19 protein-coding genes and 1 tRNA gene are annotated in these 22,818 nt (G+C 38.1%); 9 read left to right on the top strand and 11 right to left on the bottom strand.

The features are described 5' to 3' along the window. From ACIQ0D_RS04725 to ACIQ0D_RS04705, 5 genes are all read left to right on the top strand, one after another. Positions 1 to 815: GH3 auxin-responsive promoter family protein (locus tag ACIQ0D_RS04725; protein WP_395803411.1), on the top strand; the 815-nt coding region annotated here is incomplete at its 5' end. Positions 816 to 919: 104 nt separating this feature from the next. Next, positions 920 to 2,080: a 1-deoxy-D-xylulose-5-phosphate reductoisomerase gene (locus ACIQ0D_RS04720; protein WP_395803412.1), complete on the top strand. Its 1,161-nt coding sequence runs from the start codon at positions 920 to 922 to the stop codon at positions 2,078 to 2,080. Between the two features lie 24 nt (positions 2,081 to 2,104). Beyond that, entirely contained in the window at positions 2,105 to 3,433 is a 1,329-nt protein-coding gene (gene rseP / locus ACIQ0D_RS04715) for an RIP metalloprotease RseP (protein ID WP_395803410.1), read from the top strand. A 42-nt stretch (positions 3,434 to 3,475) separates the two neighbouring features. Continuing rightward, on the top strand, positions 3,476 to 4,012 hold the full coding sequence (gene hscB / locus ACIQ0D_RS04710) for a Fe-S protein assembly co-chaperone HscB (RefSeq protein WP_395803409.1): 537 nt from the start codon (positions 3,476 to 3,478) through the stop codon (positions 4,010 to 4,012). A gap of 122 nt (positions 4,013 to 4,134) precedes the next feature. Then, positions 4,135 to 4,214: transfer RNA gene (locus ACIQ0D_RS04705), tRNA-Leu, on the top strand. Positions 4,215 to 4,519: 305 nt separating this feature from the next. Here ACIQ0D_RS04705 and ACIQ0D_RS04700 read toward each other — a convergent pair. Then, complete coding sequence (locus ACIQ0D_RS04700; protein WP_395803408.1) at positions 4,520 to 5,605, bottom strand: sulfatase-like hydrolase/transferase; 1,086 nt, start codon at positions 5,603 to 5,605, stop codon at positions 4,520 to 4,522. A 441-nt stretch (positions 5,606 to 6,046) separates the two neighbouring features. On the opposite strand from ACIQ0D_RS04700, the gene ACIQ0D_RS04695 reads away from it, so the two are divergent. Then, on the top strand, positions 6,047 to 8,857 hold the full coding sequence (locus ACIQ0D_RS04695) for a S8 family serine peptidase (protein ID WP_395803407.1): 2,811 nt from the start codon (positions 6,047 to 6,049) through the stop codon (positions 8,855 to 8,857). 26 nt (positions 8,858 to 8,883) lie between these two features. Here the strand turns inward: ACIQ0D_RS04695 and ACIQ0D_RS04690 are convergent, their stop codons facing one another. Then, entirely contained in the window at positions 8,884 to 9,462 is a 579-nt protein-coding gene (locus tag ACIQ0D_RS04690) for a thymidine kinase (protein ID WP_395803406.1), read from the bottom strand. A gap of 168 nt (positions 9,463 to 9,630) precedes the next feature. Here ACIQ0D_RS04690 and ACIQ0D_RS04685 point away from each other — a divergent pair, with 168 nt between their 5' ends. After that, complete coding sequence (locus tag ACIQ0D_RS04685; RefSeq protein WP_395803405.1) at positions 9,631 to 10,554, top strand: hypothetical protein; 924 nt, start codon at positions 9,631 to 9,633, stop codon at positions 10,552 to 10,554. Here the strand turns inward: ACIQ0D_RS04685 and rodA are convergent. From rodA to ACIQ0D_RS04640, 9 genes are all read right to left on the bottom strand, one after another. Beyond that, on the bottom strand, positions 10,547 to 11,806 hold the full coding sequence (gene rodA / locus ACIQ0D_RS04680; RefSeq protein WP_395803404.1) for a rod shape-determining protein RodA: 1,260 nt from the start codon (positions 11,804 to 11,806) through the stop codon (positions 10,547 to 10,549). The genes ACIQ0D_RS04685 and rodA overlap by 8 nt on opposite strands. Then, complete coding sequence (gene mrdA / locus ACIQ0D_RS04675; protein ID WP_395803403.1) at positions 11,799 to 13,718, bottom strand: penicillin-binding protein 2; 1,920 nt, start codon at positions 13,716 to 13,718, stop codon at positions 11,799 to 11,801. Before mrdA ends, rodA begins: the two co-directional genes overlap by 8 nt. Positions 13,719 to 13,861: 143 nt before the next feature. After that, positions 13,862 to 14,377, bottom strand: coding sequence for a rod shape-determining protein MreD (locus ACIQ0D_RS04670; RefSeq protein ID WP_395803402.1), 516 nt, complete (start codon positions 14,375 to 14,377; stop codon positions 13,862 to 13,864). Continuing rightward, positions 14,377 to 15,204 (bottom strand): rod shape-determining protein MreC, encoded by an 828-nt coding sequence (gene mreC, locus ACIQ0D_RS04665; protein WP_395803401.1) that lies wholly within the window; start codon positions 15,202 to 15,204, stop codon positions 14,377 to 14,379. The genes ACIQ0D_RS04670 and mreC overlap by 1 nt, the downstream gene beginning before the upstream one ends. Positions 15,205 to 15,315: 111 nt before the next feature. Then, a complete protein-coding gene (locus tag ACIQ0D_RS04660) occupies positions 15,316 to 16,338 on the bottom strand; it encodes a rod shape-determining protein (RefSeq protein ID WP_291400746.1) in 1,023 nt (340 codons plus the stop codon). A 98-nt stretch (positions 16,339 to 16,436) separates the two neighbouring features. Then, positions 16,437 to 17,963 (bottom strand): bifunctional phosphoribosylaminoimidazolecarboxamide formyltransferase/IMP cyclohydrolase, encoded by a 1,527-nt coding sequence (purH, locus tag ACIQ0D_RS04655; protein ID WP_395803400.1) that lies wholly within the window; start codon positions 17,961 to 17,963, stop codon positions 16,437 to 16,439. Between the two features lie 90 nt (positions 17,964 to 18,053). Further along, positions 18,054 to 18,638, bottom strand: a complete 585-nt coding sequence (gene purN, locus ACIQ0D_RS04650) for a phosphoribosylglycinamide formyltransferase (RefSeq protein WP_395803399.1) — start codon at positions 18,636 to 18,638, stop codon at positions 18,054 to 18,056. Between the two features lie 185 nt (positions 18,639 to 18,823). Next, positions 18,824 to 19,948: a 4-hydroxyphenylpyruvate dioxygenase gene (hppD, locus tag ACIQ0D_RS04645; RefSeq protein WP_395803398.1), complete on the bottom strand. Its 1,125-nt coding sequence runs from the start codon at positions 19,946 to 19,948 to the stop codon at positions 18,824 to 18,826. 62 nt (positions 19,949 to 20,010) lie between these two features. Continuing rightward, on the bottom strand, positions 20,011 to 21,174 hold the full coding sequence (locus ACIQ0D_RS04640; protein WP_395803397.1) for a homogentisate 1,2-dioxygenase: 1,164 nt from the start codon (positions 21,172 to 21,174) through the stop codon (positions 20,011 to 20,013). 169 nt (positions 21,175 to 21,343) lie between these two features. Here ACIQ0D_RS04640 and ACIQ0D_RS04635 point away from each other — a divergent pair, with 169 nt between their 5' ends. Together ACIQ0D_RS04635 and ACIQ0D_RS04630 are read left to right on the top strand one after the other, a co-directional pair. Then, on the top strand, positions 21,344 to 22,348 hold the full coding sequence (locus ACIQ0D_RS04635) for a fumarylacetoacetate hydrolase family protein (protein WP_395803396.1): 1,005 nt from the start codon (positions 21,344 to 21,346) through the stop codon (positions 22,346 to 22,348). A gap of 5 nt (positions 22,349 to 22,353) precedes the next feature. Continuing rightward, positions 22,354 to 22,818 (top strand): flavin reductase family protein (locus ACIQ0D_RS04630; RefSeq protein ID WP_395803395.1); only part of this gene is annotated, 465 nt, incomplete at its 3' end.

The raw sequence follows: 22,818 nt of genomic DNA, 5'->3' as shown, positions 1-22,818 counted from the left end.
GAGGTAAGAAAATCGCCAAAATCTTCAAAAACTTCTCACTTTTTGTCTACGGAGGGGTAAATTTTGAGCCTTATCGTGCTCGTTTAGAGGAAAGTATCGGTAGGAGAGTAGATTCTATTGAAACTTACCCTGCTTCCGAAGGATTTATCGCTTTTCAGGATTCCCAAGAAGAAAAAGGATTGCTTTTACTCGTTGATGCGGGTATTTTCTATGAATTTATTCCTACTGATGAGTATTTTAATGAAAATCCAACACGTATATCTTTGGAAGAGGTTGAGTTAAATAAAAATTACGCCATCATTCTGAATACAAGCGCTGGTTTATGGGGATATAGTATCGGTGATACCGTAAAATTTGTATCGCAAGATCCTTATCGAATTATTGTTTCTGGAAGAATAAAACACTTTATTTCTGCTTTTGGGGAGCATGTAATTGGGGAAGAGGTTGAACATGCTATTTTGTCGGTAGCAAGCCAGGAAGGTGTAGAAATCACCGAATTTACAGTCGCCCCGCAGGTAAGTCCCGCAAGCTCTGAACTACCCTACCACGAATGGTATGTTGAATTTGCACGCCCACCAGCCGACTTAGCGAGTTTTAGTCTGAAGGTTGATCAAGCCCTACAAAAGAAAAACGTTTACTATCTTGATCTGATTGAAGGGAAGATTTTGAGGCCTTTGGTCATGCAGAAACTAGAAAAAGACGCTTTCCGGAATTATATGAAGAGTCAGGGTAAGCTGGGCGGACAAAATAAAGTCCCGCGTTTGTCAAATGACAGACATATAGCAGAAGAATTGAATAAATGGATTATCAAATAGTGTAAATTCCTCAAAAAATTAATATTTTAACCAATTCCTGATTTTCAGGCTTAAAAAATAACCGATTTCCTTTGATGGCAACAAATTTTGGCGAAGCATATAATATGAAACATATTGCTATTCTAGGCTCTACAGGAAGCATTGGCACCCAGGCATTGGAGGTGGTTCGTCAAAATTCGGATCGCTTTAAAGTTTTTGTGCTTACCGCCAATAATAATGCTGATTTACTCGTTAAACAGGCATTGGAGTTTAATCCTCCATTTGTTGTGGTGACTAATGAATCTAAATTCGCGGAGGTTAAAAATGCTTTGAGCGCAACCCAGACTAAGGTTTTATGTGGGATAGATGAGCTTTGCGAGGTACTTTCGAAGCCAGAAATCACCTTAGTTTTAACAGCGATGGTCGGTTTTGCGGGATTGATTCCCACCTTAGCTGCCATTAAAGCTGGGAAAGACATCGCTTTAGCAAATAAAGAAACTTTAGTGGTTGCGGGCGAATTAGTTTATAGTCTTGCGAAGGAGCATGGCGTAAAGATTTTACCCGTAGATTCGGAACATTCTGCCATTTTTCAATGTTTGGCAGGTGAGGATCATAATCCCATTGAGAAAATATATTTAACGGCTTCTGGCGGACCATTCCGTGGGCGGGATGCCGAATTTCTATCAACTATTTCTCGCAAGGAGGCCCTGAAACACCCCAATTGGGTGATGGGTGAAAAGATTACGATCGATTCGGCGAGTTTGATGAACAAGGGTCTGGAAGTGATTGAAGCGAAGTGGCTTTTTGATCTAGATGTCTCTCAAATTGATGTTATCGTTCATCCCCAATCCATTGTACATTCCATCGTACAGTTCAAAGACGGCTCAATGAAGGCGCAAATGGGACTTCCCGACATGAAATTGCCTATTCAGTATGCATTGGCATATCCGCAAAGGATAGAAAATAGTTTCCCAAGATTTAACTTTATGGATTACCCCAATTTAAGTTTTGAGGAGGCTGACAAAAAGACGTTCCGCAACCTGGCTTTAGCGTTTGAGGCCTTAAATAAGGGCGGAAATATGCCATGTGTGATCAATGCAGCTAATGAAGTGGTTGTGGCAGAATTTTTGAACATGCGTATAGGATTCCTACAAATGAGTGATGTGATTGAGAAATGTATGCGCGAAATGGCCTTTGTGGAAAATCCGACACTTGAAGATTATATGGAGAGCGACAAAAATACACGCATTTATGCGCAAGAATTAGTGATAAATAATAGTTTTTAAATTAAATAAAATAGAAGAAAAGGCATGGATGGATTAGTAATGACGGGTCAGCTGTTATTGGGATTATCAATTTTAATCATTTTACATGAGGCAGGGCACTTTTTTGCGGCTCGTGCTTTTGGCATCAGGGTAGAGAAATTTTACTTGTTTTTTGATGCTTGGGGGTTTAAATTATTCAGTTTTAATTATAAAGGCTGCGAATACGGTATCGGCTGGCTTCCTTTGGGAGGCTATGTGAAGATCTCAGGGATGATCGATGAGTCGATGGATACCGAACAATTGGCCGGTCCGCCAGAACCATGGGAATTCCGTTCAAAACCAGCTTGGCAGCGCTTAATTGTGATGCTTGGTGGCGTAACAGTAAACATTGTTTTAGGTATTTTTATTTTCTGGATGCTAACCCTAAAGAATGGAGAAACATTCATTCCCAATGATAAATTGCCCGATGGAATTGCGCCAGGATTAATTGGAAAGGAAATCGGACTTCAAAGTGGAGATAAAATTACAGCGGTAAATGGTAAGCCTGTTGCCCGTTTTGATGAATTAACGAGCTCTAAAGTCCTGCTAGGAAATACCGAGCTGAGTGTTGCACGTGGTGCTGAGACAAAAACAATTCAGGTGCCTGGCAATATCCTTGAAAAAGTATCCGACTTAGGTATCGCACAGTTTGTGGAGCCAAGAGTAAAATTATCAGGAATAGCTCAAATTGCACCGGGAGGGAATGCAGAAAAAGCAGGAATTCAGGTGGGTGATAGTATTTTAGCCGTAAATACAAAGCCAGTAGTATTTTACGATGAGTTTAAATCGGAAGTTCAAGCCAATAAAAACAAGGTAATTACGCTAAGTCTTGTGCGTGATAATAAAACTTTGGAAGTACCAACTAATGTAGCAGAGGATGGAACTATTGGAATTGCTGTCCCTCAATATTTTAATCTCCCAATTGAGACTGTTGAATACGGATTTATAGGTTCATTACCTGTTGGAGCTTCAAAAGCTTGGGGTTCATTCATGGATAATGCCAAAGGTTTAGGAAAAGTGGCTACGGGTCAGGTGCAGGCAAATAAAGCTTTCACTGGACCAATTGGCATTGCGACTATGTTTGGCGGGACCGTTAATTGGGTGAAATTTTGGAGCCTTGTTGGATTACTTTCTATGGCCCTAGCCTTAATGAATTTATTGCCAATACCAGCTTTGGATGGTGGTCATGCAGTCTTTTTGATCATTGAAATGATTAAAGGTAAGCCTCTTGGCGATAAATTTATGGAACGCGCTCAAATGGTTGGATTCGTAATTTTAGTCACCCTGATGGTATTTGTTTTTGGAAGTGATATTTTCAAACACATCATCAATTAAAACCGATTTAAAGCGAATTAATTAGAATCATTTGAATGCATCATGAGCGAGATTAATTATTTCGAATTTTATGATTTACCCATTAGTTTTGCTATAGACGAGCAAAAGTTGAAGAAGAAATTCTACGAACTGAGCAAGCGCTATCACCCCGATTTTTATGTGAATGAAGATGAGGAGAAGCAGGCCGAAATATTAGAACTTTCAACCTTAAATAACAAGGCTTTTCAGGTGATTTCTGATCCTTTAAAGCGCATTGAATATATTCTTGGTTTGCAGAATTTGCTTGCCGATGGCGATAAATATGTATTGCCGCAGGACTTCCTGATGGATATGATGGATGTGAATGAAGCTTTGATGGAGATGGAATTTGACCATGATGAGATAAAATTAGCCGAATTAACACAGATGGTGGATGGTATGGAGCTCAGCCTTTTTGATGAGTTGAAGCAATCTACAGACGAGTTTGATAGGAGAGAGGGCAAAGATGTGGATACTATCCTTCTGACTATCAAAGATATATGGTATCGACAAAAATATTTACTCCGTATTAGGGAGAGCATGAATAAATTTAGAGGCTAAAATTGGAGCGAATTTGCTCAAAAGGCATTTAAAATATTAAAATTTTATTTATGTTTGTCCCGAAGAATTTTTCTTCAAAATACCGCTAAGGTTTGTGAATTTAGATCAAGCCTAATCAAAATGCCCAGCTGGCGGAACTGGTAGACGCGTCGGTCTCAAACACCGATAGGAAACTGTGCCGGTTCGATTCCGGCGCTGGGTACGAAACCTCCGATGAAAATCGGGGGTTTTTTTGTTTGATGGGGATCGGGTTTTTACACGGTAGAGACACACGGCCGTGTGTCTCTCTACGACCACCGATTCATTCCATTTTAACCACCTGTAATGGCATTTAATTTCATTGAAACGAATAATTGTGTTTGATGTGGGATTATGGGAGACACACGGCCGTGTGCCTCTACGACGACCGATTCATTCCATTTTAACCACCTGTAATGGGGTTTGATTTGATTGAAATGTATAATTGTGTTTGATTTGGTATGAAACGAGACACACGGCCGTGTGTCTCTACCTAAATATCCCAACCCCAACCTCATGCTCTACCTTAAAATCCAGCCCCATTAAATCCAGCATGGTGGCGGCTAATTGCTTCTGGAAAACCTTATTCCCACCTTCCTGTTCGCCTAATTTACCTTTAGTAGCCAAATTCGGACCCATTAAAGCAAACCAAACATAATTGGCATCCTTTATACTTGCACCATGGCTAGTCCACTCATTTTTCCAACCTCTACCATGGTCCGTTGCAATTAAAATATAGGTATTATCCTTATAACCGGGAGTGTTTTGCACCCAAGTCCAGATATCACCAATCCATTGATCCACTTGATGCGCGGCATCTAAATAATTTGCATATTTATCATAATGCGCCCATTCATCCGTCTCGCCATAAGAGATGTACATCGCCTTTGGCTTCTGAGTTTTCAAATAATGAAGAGCCTGGTAATGAGTAAATACATCCAAACATTCCACTTCATGGAAAGGCTTATAGCTATCTTTTAACATGGCCGACATTTGATCGCTCACTTCATCTTTCACAATACTATTTACAGGCTCAAAAGCATTGATAACCGGAAAACCTGAATTTTCTTCGTTCAAAATACGGTTGAAAGCATTCCAAGCTCCAAAAGCGGCTACTTTTCCCTTGTAAGCATTCTGCTTGTTTAAAAAGGCAAATAAATTGCTATGCGGATTTGGTTTATAGTCGTTCGTGTTGATTAAAGTATCAACATATCCTGTTAGCAATTCGCTATATCCTGGATAGGAAAACCAGTAGGGGTTAGATACTTCCGCCAGACTATTTAGATTTCTATTTCCAAAAATTATACCCTTTTCCTTCCCGATTGACCATAAAAACGGCATTAATTTCTTCCTGCTTTCCTGAGGATTGTTCGCCGAATAGTTCTTAGCAATGGCTGCGCTATCGCTTTTATTCACACTTCTGCTGGTCAATATATCTTTATCTACGCCATTAAACACTTCCTGCCACCTCAATCCATCGGTGGTAATGACGATTAAATTGGGACTTTCCTTGGGGTTGTTTTGCGCAATGGCAAGCTGATGGATGAATAGTAGGAGGATTAGTGTTTTTTTCATGAGTTTGGAATTTGTATTAAAAATAGGGAAAATAGTATTTAGTAGGTAGTATTTAGTATTGAGATATTAGATGTGAGACATGAGATATGAGATTTGAGATCGCTCGTAGGGACAGGTCGCGACCTGTCCTCTTTCATGAAACACAATTGTTCTTTTTTAATACCCTTACTTTCTTAATGTTTTAAGCGCCATGTCATTGCGAGGAGGTACGACGAAGCAAACTCATGCTGGCAGGGAATGGATTGCTTCGCTACGCTCGCAATGACACTGCCACCCACCATGTCATTGCGAGGAGGTACGACGAAGCAAACTCATATTGGCAGGGCATGGATTGCTTCGCTGCGCTCGCAATGACAAGTAATAAAAACTCTATTTAATCCGTTTTAGTTGGGTTTTAATGAAAATATTGCTATATTTTAGTATTTTTGTAAATATTCCTATATGAGAGCTGTATTTCTGCTATTCTTTTTTTTCTCTGTTTTTTCTTCATTTGGGAATGATGATCCTAAGTCTACTCAGCCACGGAAATTTACTTTGCCAATCGGTGTAAGCTCTAAGAATTATCTTCCAAATACCATTATCATCAAATTTAGAGAAGCTAAATCTAACACTGAGCTTCGTTCAATTATCCAAAGTTTTAGTGTGAAAGATTTGAAATTGAAGTCGGCCAATATAAATACATTCAAAGCTCTTTTTCAGGATGCTTTGCAAACAAATGCTAATCCAGAATTCAATAATTCGCCACAGCTAGATAGCATCGGTTTAAACCGAATTTATGAGCTTAATTATTCTTCTAAAAAAAGTATTGTTGAGCTAATAAACGAACTGCTTTTAGATCCTATGGTCGAGTATGCAGAGCCCAGCTACATTTATTATACAGATTTTGTCCCAAATGATCCATTTTATTTATCTAATCAGAATTTTTTACGTCAGGTTAAGGCAGATCAGGCTTGGGATATCATTCGGAACTCCTCAAATTCAATTATTGCCATTGTTGATTCGGGTTCGGATTTAGACCATGTGGACCTCAAGGCCAATATTATTTTGCCTGGGAAGGATCTGGTAGGCCTTAGCGGAAGTAATCCCATAGAGGATAATGATCCAGATGTGAAGAGCGATAGTACCGATCACGGGGTCCGCGTGAGTGGTGTTGCTTCGGCGGTTTCAAACAATGGAATTGGTATTTCGAGTGTGGCCTTTAATGCCAAATTAATGATTGTGAAGGCTGGTGCTGATAATAATGCGAAGGCAATTTATAGGGGTTATGAGGGCATTAAATATGCTGCTGATAATGGAGCTCATATTATCAATTGTTCATGGGGCGGACCAGGAGGTGGTTCTTTCGGGCAGGATATTATCAATTATGCAATTTCGCGTGGGAGTCTTGTTATTGCTGCCTCAGGAAATGAAAATAGTCGCACGCCCAGTTTCCCAGCAAGTTACCTCGGAGTGCTAGGGGTAGCGGCAGTAGATGCTAGCGACCGCAAAGCCAGTTATTCTAATTATGGAAGCACGATTTCTATCGCAGCACCTGGTGATGTGTTTACTACTGCCAATGCAAATAGATATGGTATTAGTCGCGGGACTTCCTTATCTGCTCCCATAGTTTCAAGTGCCGCCGCATTGGTGAAAGCTCGTTTTCCTCTTTTTGATATGGTGCAGGTGCGTGAACAGTTATTGGCTACCGCAGATAATATTGATGCCTTAAATCCCAATTTTGTTGGGAACCTGGGTAGAGGTCGATTGAATGTTTTTCGTGCCGTTTCGGAGGCAGTACCTGCTATTCGCAATCAAAAATTAACTGTTTTGGATAAGGGTAATGGCTCCCGGCCAGCAGGGGATACCTTACGTTTATTTTTCGACCTCAAGAATATTTTATCACCAGCTACCTCAGTGTTAGCTAAATTAAGCTCTAGCAATCCCAATATTCAAATTTTGGATCAAGAATTTGCCTTGGGTAATATGGCCACCTCAGAGATTAAAAGAATGGTTGGCCCATTCCGAGTTTATTTAAAACCAACAATTACTGAAAATGAGCTTGTTGATTTTATAATTACTTACACTGCATCAAATCCATATACTGATCAAGAAAAATTTCAGATTAATGTCGCACTTGACTACCTAAATATTGAAGTAAATCAGGTTTCTAGCAGTATGACTAGCATTGGTCGTATTGGTTTTAGTGATGGCAATGCCGAAAAGGGATTAGGTTTTATCTATAAAAATGATCCTTTATTGTATGAAGCCTCATTGATGATTGGTGCTTCTTCATCCCAAGTTTCAAATAATACAAGAAATGATTCGGGGAGTGCCGATGAACATTTTCTTAAGAAAATTAAGGTCTTTGAAAATGATGCTGTAGATGTTGCTTTTCTAGGTCAAAGCGAGTTTGATGATTCTGCGAGTCCCAAGCCCATTAATATCTCTATTAAAAACACTATTAGAGCCTACTCTAAGTCGCCAGATGATAAGTATATCCTCGCCGAATATGAGCTTAAGAACAAAAGTTTCATAGCTTTAAATGGTATCTATTTGGGGCTTTTTACGGATTGGGATGTGGATGCCAATGGAAGAGATATCACTCAATATGATGTTTTTAATCGATTGGGATATGTTTATGGCAAGTTTGGTGCTACGCCCTATGCAGGTGTCAAGCAACTTACTACCACTGGCAGACCGAATTATTATCCGATGTCATATCAAGTTGTGGGCGACCCACTGGAGACGGGTAATGGTTTCAGTATTTCAGAGAAGTTTTTAAGTTTATCAAGTGGCATTAAGTCGACAAGCTTAGGTGAAAATTCTGCAAATGGTTATGATGTGATGTTTGTTTCGGGCAACGGACCATTTAATATTCCTCCGAACGGTTCTGTGAAGGTGGCTTTTGCCTTGTTGGCAGGCGATAATTTGACTGATTTGCAGGCATCTGCTGCAGCTGCTCAGAAAAAATACGATGAATTAAATAAGGAACTAAATGATCTCAATGCTGCTGGATTCATACTCAAGCAAAATTATCCCAACCCAGCAATTAATTTAAGTACCATTGAATTTGGTGTCGCTGTTGAGGGAATGGTTTCTATTCAATTGTATAATTCACTTGGTCAGTCGGTAAGGGAATTATATAATGGGTTGACTACTAGAGGTTTTCATACTATTAGCCCTAGTTTAACCGATTTGACTCCTGGTATTTATATCTATAAAATGCTTTATGGAGGCAAGGAGAAATCATTGAGAATGATTATTTCTAGATAATTAAGCCTTAATTTTTTTAAATTACTCTAGTCTACCTTATTGTAGCATGTTCTGCAACGAGGTTCATAGCTTTCTTTTTCGCCAAGAAGTATTTTAGCATCACTGTTAGAAGTCCGGAACGAATAAGTTGCTGGTCCGCCACATTGCAAACAAACAGCATGTACTTTTGTTACTATTTCGGCAATTGACATGAGGGCAGGCATCGGACCGAAAGGATTTCCAAGATAATCCATATCCAATCCGGCAATCACCACGCGAATGCCGCGGTTTGCCAGTTTATTGCATACATCGGGTAGTTCGTCGTCAAAAAACTGGGCTTCGTCGATTCCTACAACTTCTGTATTTGCACCCAATAGAAGTATGGATGCGGCATTTTCAACGGGAGTGGAGTGAATGGAGTTTTGGTCGTGGGAAACAACCGAGTTTTCATCGTAGCGAGTGTCTGTTTTAGGCTTAAAAATTTCAACGTTCAACTTGGCAATTTGTGCGCGACGAAGTCTTCGGATTAGTTCTTCCGTTTTTCCGGAAAACATAGATCCACAAATAACTTCAATACTTCCGCCAAGTTCATTTCTACGTTTAAAATTTTGCTCACTAAACAACATGCTATTTTCCCTGTTTTTCTTTGTGCTAATATCCGAAATTTCTTGCAGATTGAGGGCTAAGCGCTTTTAATATTAATATCTATTTAAGATAAATGTGCTTATATTTGAACCAATCTATTTTACCCAAAGCCCATTGGAGGCATTTTTGAGACCCAAAAACATGTTGTAATGATGATGAATAAGAGAGAGATTTTTAATAGAGTTGCTGGTATTATTTCTGAGCTTAACGAACAATTTGAATACCTGTCCAAAAATCCAGATCATTTAAATGATTTGGAGCTTGAACTTTTTGCAGCAAACGCTGATTTTCTATCCAACCATATTTCAATTCTTTTAAAGCTAAATGCTGAATCTTCAAAGGATTCGGAAGCGGTTTTAACAGAGCCTCTTGTTTCAAAACCTATCGTTTCTGAGGTAGAGCCGGAGGAAGAGCAAATGCCGGTGGTTCATAACTTTACGATTGAAGCTCAGGAAATTGAGGCTTTTGAAGAGGAAAAAATAGAAGTTAAAATTCCGGAATGGAAATTAGAAATTCAAGATGACCTGGTCGAAACTTTTGAATTTGAGGATAAGTCGGCAGAGGAGCTTTTTGACCGCCCTTTAACCGAAGAAGAGATGCGGGTGATTGATGAAAAAACAAGATTGAAAACCATACCTGAAGAAGAGTTTTTACCTGAAGTTTCTTTCAAGCCGATTGTTTCACAAATTGAAAAGCCACAAGAGGAGGTTAAGCCAATTGAAAATGAGCATCCAATTAGGGCGTCTGAACCAGAGGCTCAATCACTTACCTTAAATGAGGTGCTTTCTGCTCAAACATCTCAAAATACAGTTTCGGGTCAATTTAGTCAAAGACAAGTAAAAGATTTAAAGAGTTTAATTAGCCTAAATGATAAACTTCAATTTGTGCGTGATCTTTTTAACGGGTATAGCCTAGCTTACAGCGAAGCGATTGAGCTTATCAATCGTTTTGATAGCTTTGATGCCGCCGATAATTTCTTGAAGCAAAATTATGCTGTCAAGAATAATTGGGCTGAAAAGCAGGATGTTGCAGATAAATTCTACGAAATTTTAAATCGCCGATTTTCTAATTAATTCCCATTCGATTAGAGTCGAATTTGAGGAGAATAAATAATAAAATCGTAAAACTCCACAGCGAAGAGCCTCCATAGCTTAAAAATGGCAGTGGTATTCCAATTACTGGGATTAATCCGATAGTCATTCCAATATTTATGAAAATATGGAAAAATAAGATGGATGCCACTCCATAGCCATAAATTCGCGACATGGATGATCTTTGTCGCTCTGCGATATTAACAATTCTCATGAGGAGGAAGAGGTAGAGAATCACAACTATAAAGCTTCCTGCAAATCCCCATTCTTCACCTACTGTACAAAAAATGAAATCGGTACTCTGCTCAGGCACAAAATCGTATTTTGTTTGTGTTCCTTGAAGGTAACCTTTGCCCCATAGTCCGCCAGAGCCAATTGCAATTTTTGATTGATTGAGATTATAGCCAATTCCGCGGGGATCATCAACTTTCCCTAGTATCAGGTCAATTCGGTTTCTTTGATGTGGCTTCAGTATTTTATTGTAGGCAAAATCGACTGAAAAGATAAAAAGTACCGAAAAAAGTACGCCCCAGCCTGTCACTTTAATCATATTTCGGCTTTTTCGGTTGAAATAGACCCAAGTTCCTGCTGCGATTAAAACACCTGTAAGCACTAAATATTTATTGTATAGCACCGTCAAAATAAAGAGAATTATAGCTAATCCTTCAATAAGCAAGAAATAGCCCGAGAGTCCCTCACGATATAAAACCAATATTAAAGAGCTAAATGTTAGTGCAGAACCTGCATCGGGTTGTAGGAGTATGAGCGCTGTAGGAATAAGAATGATGAATGCAGCAAATAACTGTGTTTTAATATCCTGAATTTTTATGGTTCCAGAGCTTAGGTATCTAGCTAGCATTAGGCAGGTTGCAAATTTGGCAAATTCGGAGGGTTGAAGTCGGAAATTACCAATAGGAATCCATGCTTGGTTACCACCCACATTCCGACCGATTATGAGCACTAAAATCAGTAGCAGGATGGTTATCCCATAAAAAATAGGTGAAAATGTATTAAAAAATCGGCTATCGAGCAATAAAATAGCCAATCCGATTATGAAAGCCGAAATAATAAAAAAGAACTGCTTACCATAATTGGTGTCTAGGTCAATGATGCTGGGATTTGAGGGATCGTAAACTGCAGCATGAATATTGAACCAGCCAATAATGCATAGCGTGATATAAGTCAAGATAATGGGCCAATCGACATTGAAAAATAGGCTTCTTTGATTATTCATTTTTTACATTATCTTTTTTAGGCGTATTTATTTGTTTAGCGGCAATGCTATCGCTTACACTTTTATTCTTAGGCTTGCTTTTAACTGCTGCACCGGGTAATAAGTTCGCTTCCAGAATGCGATCTACATAAATCTGGGGCCTGCTAATGCTCTTTTTAATATATTTTTCTACCATGAGGCTGGCAATTGGTGCCGACCATGTAGAACCGTATCCGGCATTTTCTACTACCACGGCAATAGCTATTTTAGGATTATCACGCGGAGCAAATGCAATAAATACGGAGTGATCTTTCCCATGGGGATTTTGAACGGTACCTGTTTTACCACACATCTCAATATCCACAATTTTTGAATACCATGCTGTACCATTGGGCTGGTTTACCACATCGCTCATGCCATCAATTACAGTTTTAAAATACTGTGGCTTGATTCCTGCATCGTTTTTCTTTACAAATTCTTCTTTGATGATTTTATTTTCTCCAATAGCTTTTATAAGATGTGGTTTATAGAAAAACCCTCGATTAGCCACAATAGCTGCAATATTTGCCATCTGTAGCGGTGTAATTCCTAGCTCTCCTTGACCAATTGAAAGAGAAATAGTAAAAGCTGATCCCCAGCGATCACTTTTAAATCGTTTGGTATAAAGTTCATCACTAGGTAACAGTCCATTACGTTCTCCAGGAAGGTCAATTCCAAGTTTAGAACCAACACCGAAGGCTGAAACTGAATTTCGCCATCTTTTAAATGCATTTACAGGGCGCATACCAGCAAAATCAATCATGCGACTGTAGGCATATCCATAATAAGTATTACAAGACTCAGAGATAGACTTTCTAAGGGCCACAGCACCATGAACGTGAGTACATCCCATAAATCCCTTACGGCCATATCGATAACCTCCAGGGCAGGAAAAGACTGTGTTTTCATTAATCAATCCATATTGCTGAGCAATTAGAGCATTTACAAGCTTAAAAATTGATCCTGGTGGATATTCTGCTTGTATGGGCCTAACAAACATTGGCTTGTATGGGTCATTAAGAAGCTCCATGTAATTATTACCTCTTTGACGGCCAACCATTAAATTTGGATCGTAAGTGGGACTGCTAACAAAGGATAAAATTTCACCTGTAGCAGGTTCGATGGCGACAATGCTACCGATTTTGTTTTGCATCAATTGCTCTCCAAACTTTTGAAGGTCCTTATCTAATGAGGATATTAAATTTTCACCAGAAACGGCCACAGTATCATATTTGCCCTCTGCATATTTACCTTGTGGTCTGTTCAAAGCATCCACCATGAAGTTTGAAACACCCCGCTGGCCTCTCAATAATTCTTCATAAGATCGTTCAATGCCCGTAATACCATGATAATCCGACTGGCTATAAAAGCCTTTAGATCTTTCGATTACTTTTTGATTTACCTCCCCAATATAACCTAGAAAATGCGCCGCAATACTGTCGGGATACCTTCTTACCGTTCTTTTTTGGACATAAAAGCCTGGAAATTCACTAAGCTTCTCCTGAAATGACGCATAAGTTTGTACAGATAATTGCTTCTCGAAAATAGAGGCCTTATAAGGAGAATAATTCTTTGCTTTTTTAAAGCGTTTATCAAATCCCTTTTTGTCGATTCCTATTAATTCGCAAAATTTTAAAGTGTCAAAAGGTTTTACCTCGCGAGGGATAAGCATCAGGTCATAAACTGGTTCGTTCTGAGTAAGGATTTTGTTATTACGATCTAAAATTACTCCTCGAGCAGGATAAATGGGTAATCTTCGGATTACATTGTTTTCTGCCGAAAGAAAATATTCGTCGCTTATTACCTGAATGTAAAACAGTCGGCTAAGTAAAATAAGGATGATTACAATGAATATTCCTTGGACTACATACTTTCGGGCAAAAAAACTATTCATTAAATTTAGGAAATTGTATTTTGTGTTTCTCTAATTTTAGATTTAATTATTCTCATACAATTTAAATCATTTAAGAAAATTGTATTGTTCTTTTACAAAAGTACAAAAGAAATTGTATGCGAATATTGCTAAGACAAAATAGATTAACGTGATTTTTTGCTAAAGAATGCAAATTCGCTAATCAAAATGAGTGTAACTGTAAAAATAGAACTTAGTAAAACTCTAATAAGGGTATATCCTAATTCACCAAACTTAAAATTTTCGAAAGTGAAAAGGATTAAATGATGAGAAATGGTGAGGATGGTGGAGTAGAAAATAAACCATCTAAAACCCATAATGCCCAAACTTGGTTCAGGTTCATTATCAAATCCGTCGCGTTGTACCGTTATACTGATGTAAAGAATTCTGATAAAGGCCATAAAGGTGCATGCAGCAGCATTTAATCCCAAGGTATCGTAAAACATATCAATTGTTATTCCTGTAGAAAATGCTAAGAAAAATAAAAGCCAATTCGGAATTCCAAAGGGAAGTAGAAGTATAAAAAGGATGTATAAATAGGGGATGCTGAGATTGTAATAGCCAATATTTTTCAATAAAAATACCTGAGTGGCAATTAGTAGAAAAAAGCGAATGAAGTTAATGATTACTACTCGTTCCATTATTCAATTTTATTTTGAGATTCTAAAGCAATTTGTTGAGCAGATAGCAGATTGTTTATCACATAAACATATTGTAAAGTCGAAAAATCTGCATCTAGCTTCACCTTAATGTCCATTTCACCATTGCCTCCTTTTTTCCTGTTTTCAACCACATAACCGATATTGGTTCCTTCAGGAAATAATGAAAATTCAGATGTAACTACTTTATCTCCTTTTTTTATAATCAAATGACTCTGAATGTCTTTCAAATAAACATATCGGGAGTCGTTATTACCTTCCCCCCAAACTAAAGAGCCTATGTTTCCATTAACTTGAGCGCTCACTTTTGTTTCGCTATGTAAAATAGAACGTATGGTAGCGAAATCTTCACTCACATTTAAGACAATTCCTACAATACCTTTAGCAGAAGTAATACCCATGCCTTTTGCAATGCCATGTTTCGACCCGCGATCTATTGTTAAATAATTGTTTTTTTGGTGAATTGAGTTGTTGATAACCTTGGCTAAAGTATAGGTGTATTGCTGTTTTAGGGTGCTATCACGGACTGTTACCTGTTTTATGCTATCGCTTTTAAATGAAGAGGCCAATTGATTTCTCAAGAGCGCATTTTCTGCTGCCAGACTATCATTTATGCTTCCAAGTGATAGATAACTTTTTACTTCATTCACCTGCTCATAGGCAGAGCCCACCATTTTGTTGGATGAATTCCATACACTAGCTCGCTGAAAAGAATTGTTTTTAATAAGCAGGGATAGCGATATTAAAAAATAAATAACCAGCAGAAAAAATGCATTGTACTTAACAAAAAATAGCCAAATGTTACGCATGTGTTATCCTACAAATATGGGCTTGAATCCTGTAAAAATTGACATAAAACGTTCATAGCTTTAAATAGTATCTTTTGAATTATTTTTCTAATTCAAAAGATATTTAATTTCTTACTGCATTAAGAATTTAAAGTTTCCAATATTTTTCAATGCGATACCAGTTCCACGTACAACTGCGCGTAATGGATCTTCAGCAACATGAACAGGAAGCTTAGTTTTTGACGAAATTCTTTTGTCTAGTCCGCGTAATAATGCACCACCACCAGTTAAGTAAATACCTGTTTGGTAGATATCAGCTGAAAGTTCTGGGGGAGTCATCTCTAGTGCTTTCAAGATAGCTTCTTCAATTTTTGAGATGGATTTATCTAGGCAATGTGCAATTTCAGTATAAGAAACGGTAATCTGTTTAGGCACACCAGTCATTAAATCACGCCCTTGAACGGCAAAATCAGCAGGTGGATCTGTAAGCTCAGGCAATGCAGCACCTACTTCGATTTTGATTTTCTCAGCAGTACGGTCGCCAATCATAATATTGTGTTGTCTACGAATATACTGAACAATATCACTATCAAAATTATCTCCAGCCACACGAATAGATTGATCACAAACAATTCCAGAAAGTGCAATTACTGCAATTTCAGTTGTTCCACCACCAATATCGATAATCATATTACCCATTGGTTCTTCCACGTCAATACCGATACCTACTGCAGCGGCCATTGGTTCGTGAATGAGGTAAACTTCTTTTGCTCCAGCAATCTCGGCAGAGTCGCGCACAGCTCTTTTTTCAACTTCTGTGATTCCTGAAGGGATACAAATAACCATACGTAAAGAAGGGAAAAACCATCCTTTACCATTATTGATCATTTTTATCATACCACGAATCATGTATTCTGCAGCGTTGAAATCAGCAATTACACCATCTTTCAATGGTCTAACTGTATGTATATTATCATGGGTTTTGCCTTCCATCTGCATAGCCTGCTTGCCAATGGCAATAACCTTGTTGGTAGTACGGTCAAATGCAACAATTGATGGTTCATCAACTACAACTTTATCATTATGAATAATAAGGGTATTTGCTGTGCCTAAGTCGATGGCAATTTCTTGTGTAAACCAATTAAATAATCCCATTTTGTATTTGTTATTGTTTTGAAATGTATGCTAATATAAACTCTTTTTATGAATGATTGTTATCTAGATGCTAATCATTCTTTTTTTTAATAAATCGATTAATGTTTGAAATGTCTAACTCCTGTGGTAACCATGCCAATACCTTTTTGGTTTGCCATATCAATAGACTCTTGATCTTTTATTGATCCACCTGGTTGTAAAACCATCACAACTCCAGCATCGGCTGCTATTTCCACGCAATCAGGGAAAGGGAAGAATGCATCGGATGCCATTACACTACCTTCTACACTAAAATTAAATGCTTTGGCCTTTAATAGTGCTTGCTGCAAGGCATCAACACGTGATGTTTGTCCCACGCCACTAGCAATCAAGCATGCATTTTTTGCAAGCACAATGGTATTTGATTTGGTATGTTTAACAATTTTATTCGCAAATGCTAAATCTTTCAATTGCTGCACATTTGGTTTTAGCGTGGTAACTGCCATCATTTGATCTGGCTTTTCCATAACTAGATCCTTGTCTTGCTCAATGATGCCATTCAAGAGGGTTTTGAACTGTTTTTTAGGTAGCTCAACATCATTTCTTTTTAATAGGATGCGGTTCTTTTTCCCACATAATATCTGTTTTGCTTGCTGATCAAATGAAGGTGCAATTAACACTTCAAAGAATAAATTGTTTATTTCTTTGGCTGTTTCTTCATTTATTTCACGGTTGCAGATTAATACACCACCGAATGCAGAAACTGGGTCGCAGGCTAGTGCCGCATTCCAGGCCTCTAGAATGCTATCACACGATGCAATACCACAAGCATTAGTATGTTTTAAAATGGCAAATGTTGGATCTTCAAATTCATCAATTAATGCAACAGCTGCATCCACATCTACTAAATTATTGTAGGATAGCTCTTTACCGTTTAGCTTCTCAAACATATTGTCTAAATCGCCATAGAAAACTCCTTTTTGATGCGGATTTTCTCCATAACGAAGACTCATTGCTTTTTGCTCGCTGTATTTGAATACACTTATTGGATCTTCCTGATTAAAATAATTGAATATTGCGGTATCGTAATGAGATGAAACATTAAATGCTTGACGTGCAAAGGATTTACGTTGACTCAATGTAGTTGAGCCATTATTTTCGCTCAGAATGTTACCTAATGTAGTATAATCGTTTTTTGATGCGATAATTACCACATCATTGTAGTTTTTTGCAGCGGCACGAATCAAGGAAATACCACCAATATCTATTTTTTCAATAATATCTTCTTCCGTTGCTCCCGATGCTAATGTCTCCTCAAAAGGGTAGAGGTCAACAATCACTAAATCGATTTGTGGAATTTCATACTGAGCAATTTGAGCCTGATCTTCTAGATGTTCTCTGCGGTTTAAGATTCCACCAAATACCTTGGGGTGTAAGGTTTTCACGCGACCACCAAGTATGGAGGGATAACCTGTTAAATCTTCAACGGCAATAACGTCAATTCCCAAATCACGGATAAATTTTTCTGTCCCACCAGTAGAGTAAAAAACTACCCCATCCTGGTGCAATTGCTTGATTAAGGGCTCTAGATTATCTTTGTAATAAACTGAAATTAAGGCGTTTTTGATCTTTACGGTCTGGCTCATTTAGATAAAGGTTATAAAGCCGCAAAGATAAGGTTTTTTGATGGATTTGACGTTAAGGATTTAGCAAAAAAGGGCTGCTTTTTCAAAAAATTAATTCTTGTTTTTAATCTTTTTCAGGATTTGCTCCACCACTTTTGGATAATGTAAATGTTCCAATTGTTGTCCTTTGAATTTGATCATTTCTAAATCATCTCCTTTTTCGATTTTAAATCGCGATTGATGAATCATTTCTCCTTCATCAAAATGTTCGTTTACATAATGAATGGTGATTCCAGATTCTTCTTCGCCGGCATTTAATACTGCTTTATGGACTTTATCGCCATACATGCCTTTACCGCCATATTTGGGGAGTAGGGCAGGGTGAATATTGATAATTCGATTCGGGAATGCGGAAATTAGGTTTTCAGGAATTAACCATAAAAAGCCGGCAAGTACAATCAGGTCGATTTGTAAATTTTTTAAAAGGCTTACAATATCGTCGCTTTTATAAAATTCTTGTTTATCGAAAATATGTGATGGGATCTCAAAATTATCGGCTCTCTGCAAAACGTAAGCTTCAGGATTATTGCTGAGCACTAGGGCGACCTCAGCTTCTGGATGTTTTTTAAAAAACTCCAAAATCTTTTGAGCATTCGATCCTGATCCGGAAGCAAAAATGGCAATACGTTTTTTCAAAATGATTAAATTTTAACAAAGATATTATTTTTTGAGTGTTTTATTGAAATGAAATATCAAAATACATTGATTGACAGTACTTTCCAATTGATGATAATAGCTTATGTCCCGTGGCTAATAAATAAAAAATGAATCTTCATCACCATAATTATGGGATAAAGATCCATTCTGGGAACAATATTGAATTATAAATTACCTCTCAATTCTTGCTCACGCTCCAATGCCTCAAATAGGGCTTTGAAATTTCCGGCTCCAAATGATCTAGCTCCCTTACGCTGAATAATTTCAAAAAATAAGGTTGGGCGATCTTCAACAGGTTTTGTGAAAATCTGTAAAAGGTAGCCTTCTTCGTCGCGGTCGACTAAAATACCTAGATTTTTTAGGGGCTCAATATCTTCTTCAATCTTACCTACACGTGCTTCTAAAGTGTCGTAATAGGTAGTTGGGACTTTCAAGAATTCTATACCACGATCTTGAAGTTTTGTAACTGTATCTACAATATTATTGGTGGCGATGGCAATGTGCTGCACTCCCTCATCTCCGTAAAAATCAAGGTATTCTTCAACTTGAGATCTCTTTTTACCTTCTGCGGGTTCATTGATTGGGAATTTTACATAACCGTTTCCATTGCTCATTACCTTGCTCATCAAAGCCGAATACTCAGTCGAAATTTGTTTGTCGTCAAAGGTTAGAATATTACGGAAACCCATTACTTCTTCATAAAATTTAACCCATTTATCCATTTGATTCCATCCTACATTTCCTACACAATGATCTACATAAAGTAGGCCTGCTGGCTCCGGGTTATAATGGCTTTCCCACTTTTTATAGCCAGGCATAAAGGGGCCATTATATTTTGAACGATCGATGAATAAATGTACAGTTTCACCGTAGGTATAAATTCCGCTCATGCGTAATGTTCCGTGTTCATCTTCTAAAGTTTGCGGTTCCATATAACTTTCAGCACCTCTTGTAGTAGTCTGATTATAAGCATCATAGGCATCGTCAACCCACAGTGCAATAATTTTTACGCCATCACCATGCTTCGTTAATTGCTCAGAAATTGGATGATTTGGATATAATGGTGTGGTTAAAACTAACCTTATTTTTTCTTGAACAAGCACATAGGAAGCACGGTCTTTAACCCCAGTTTCGGGTCCGGCATAAGCTAAACTCTGAAATCCAAAAGCTGTTTTATAGAAATGTGCGGCCTGCTTTGCATTTCCCACATATAATTCAATATAATCGGTCCCTTTTAAGGGAAGAAAGTCTATTTCTTGCGTATTTTTTTCAACTATTTCTGTTTTCATGTCTTTTTTGAATCTACATTGCTAGCCAATTATTGTGGCATGCATTTTTCCTAAAATTGAAATTATGAATTCTCTTGCCAGCTTTTATGGTAGTTTTCATCCTCAATGCTGATGGCATAATCTGTGAGCATCAATGGCTTGAAGGGATCAATCATCACCGCTAATTCTTCCGTTTTTTCTTTGCCAATTGATTTTTCTACCGTTCCTGGATGCGGTCCATGGGGTATTCCTCCCGGATGCAGTGTTATTTGCCCTTTTACTACACTCTTGCGACTCATAAAATCACCATCAACGTAATATAAAACCTCATCGCTATCAACATTGCTGTGATTGTATGGGGCAGGAATAGCCTGAGGATGATAGTCGTATTTTCTTGGCACAAAGGAGCATATCACAAAATTATGCCCTTCAAATGTTTGATGTACAGGCGGTGGTTGATGCACTCTACCCGTGATTGGTTCAAAATCATGAATGGAGAATGCCCATGGATAGTGGAAACCATCCCAACCAACAAAATCGAATGGGTGTGTACCATAAATGTAAGGGTAAATCAATCCTTGCTTTTTGATCAGAATTTTAAAATCTCCTTTTTGATCTATCGTTTCTAGGTTTTGTGGTCTCTTGATATCGCGCTCGCAGAATGGAGAATGCTCCATTAACTGACCCCATTGGTTACGGTATCTTTTAGGGGTGCGTATCGGACTAAAACTTTCGATGATGAAGAGGCGGTTATCTTCGGTATTGAACTCCATTTGATAGATGGTACCACGTGGAATAACCAAATAATCGCCATACTCAAAAGGAATTTTTCCGAAGCCTGTTTTTAAGGTTCCACTACCTTCGTGGATAAAAATCACTTCATCTGCTTGACTGTTTTTATAAAAATAATCAGTCATGGAGTGTCGCGGTGCGGCCAATGAAATATGAAGGTCGCTATTCACTAAAACAGGCTTTCGGCTCTCTAGGTAATCATCTTCAGGCTTAATCTTAAATCCGACAAGGCTGGTATGGCGTAAATGCTTTTCTCTAGCAATTTTTGGTTCCACAGAATAAGGCTCACCCAATTCCTTCACAATTGTTGGAGGGTGGCAATGATAAACCAGCGAATATAGGCTAGAAAAGCCTTCAGTTGAGACCAATTCCTCAGCATACAGTGCACCATCCGGCTTACGGAAGACAGTATGACGTTTGTGAGGAATAGATCCTAAAGTATGATAAATAGGCATAAATTAGAATTTATTGTTTTTATAATTGGTTATTGCAAAGGTAATGTTTTCTTTTTGTGAAATATAAATCATTGATTATGTGTATGTCAAAATTTTATTTGACTAGAAATTCATGCATCAAGCCAAAATTCATTAGTTTTGATAAGCTACAACCAAATTATAAACATTCATGAAACTAGTTTCCTATAAAACTGAAGACCGAGAGCATTTAGGATTGTTCGTTAAAGGTCATATTTATAATCTAAATTCTTGTGATAAGCTTATTCCCGATTCAATGAATGAATTCTTGAATGGCGGTGAGGAATTGATGGATCGTGCAAAAAATGTAGATCAACAAATTAAGTCGGGCGAAAAAATAGCCAAAGAGGAGATTTTCTTTGAGATTTTAGCTCCTGTGCCTCATCCAACATCATGTAGAGATGGTTATGCTTTTAGGCAGCATGTGGCTTCGGCACGTAGAAACCGTAGGGTAGACATGATTCCAGAATTTGATCAATATCCGATATTTTATTTTACTAATCATAATGCCATTCAGGGTGTAGGCGATATTGAATGTATGCCTGATCATTTTGAAAAGCTTGATTTTGAGCTTGAAGCCTCTATTGTAATCGGCAAAAAAGGTAGAAATATCAAAGCTTCTGAAGCGGATAATTATATCGCTGGCTACATGATTATGAATGATATGAGTGCGCGCACCCTTCAAATGGAGGAAATGCTTCTTAATTTGGGCCCTGCAAAAGGAAAGGATTTCTCCACTGTTATTGGTCCCTGGTTAGTTACCCCCGACGAGCTTGAAGCTTATAAAATACCCGCAAAAGCTGGACATACTGGTAATTCTTACGCTCTCGACATGAAGTGTTGGGTAAATGGTGTGGAAGTTTCTTCGGGTTCGATGGGAGATATGGATTGGACATTTGCCGAAATTATTGAGCGTTGCTCTTATGGTGTGGATTTATTACCTGGGGATGTTATAGGTTCTGGGACCGTTGGTACGGGCTGTTTTCTGGAGCTAAACGGGACTGGTCTGCTGAATGATCCTAACTTTAAACCACAGTGGTTGCAAGATGGGGATATCGTTGAGATGGAAATTACCGGTTTAGGTAGATTAACCAATACCATTCGAAAAGTAGATAGCGACTGGTCGATTTTAAAGTTGAAAAAATTGAATAGCTAAATTCTATGCTCAGTATTAAAGTTTCTGATTTAAAAACTGCCGAGTTGCAAAATTATTTGCAGTATGCCATTGCGCCTCGCCCTATTTGTTTTGTCTCTACAATCGACAAAGAAGGAAATGTGAATTTAAGTCCCTTTAGTTTTTTCAATATGTTCAGTACAAATCCACCGATTTGTATTTTTTCCCCAGCAAGGCGTGTTCGTGATAATACCACAAAGCATAGCCTTGAAAATGTGTTGGAAGTGCCTGAATGTGTGATAAATATTGTGAATTATGACATGGTGCAGCAGACTTCATTAGCGAGTGTAGAGTATCCAAAAGGAACCAATGAGTTTATAAAGGCGGGATTTACAGAATTAGCTTCAGAGCTTGTGAAGCCACCTAGAGTTGCCGAATCGCCAGTCCAAATGGAATGTGTAGTTAGGGAGGTGATTAGCTTAGGCAAGGAAGCGGGTGCCGGAAATTTAGTT

It is taken from the genome of Daejeonella sp. (genome assembly GCF_044342615.1).
In the GTDB taxonomy this organism is placed as follows: domain Bacteria; phylum Bacteroidota; class Bacteroidia; order Sphingobacteriales; family Sphingobacteriaceae; genus Daejeonella.
Note: the sequence above shows the minus strand (reverse complement) of the source record. Positions and strands in the feature narration are given on the sequence as shown.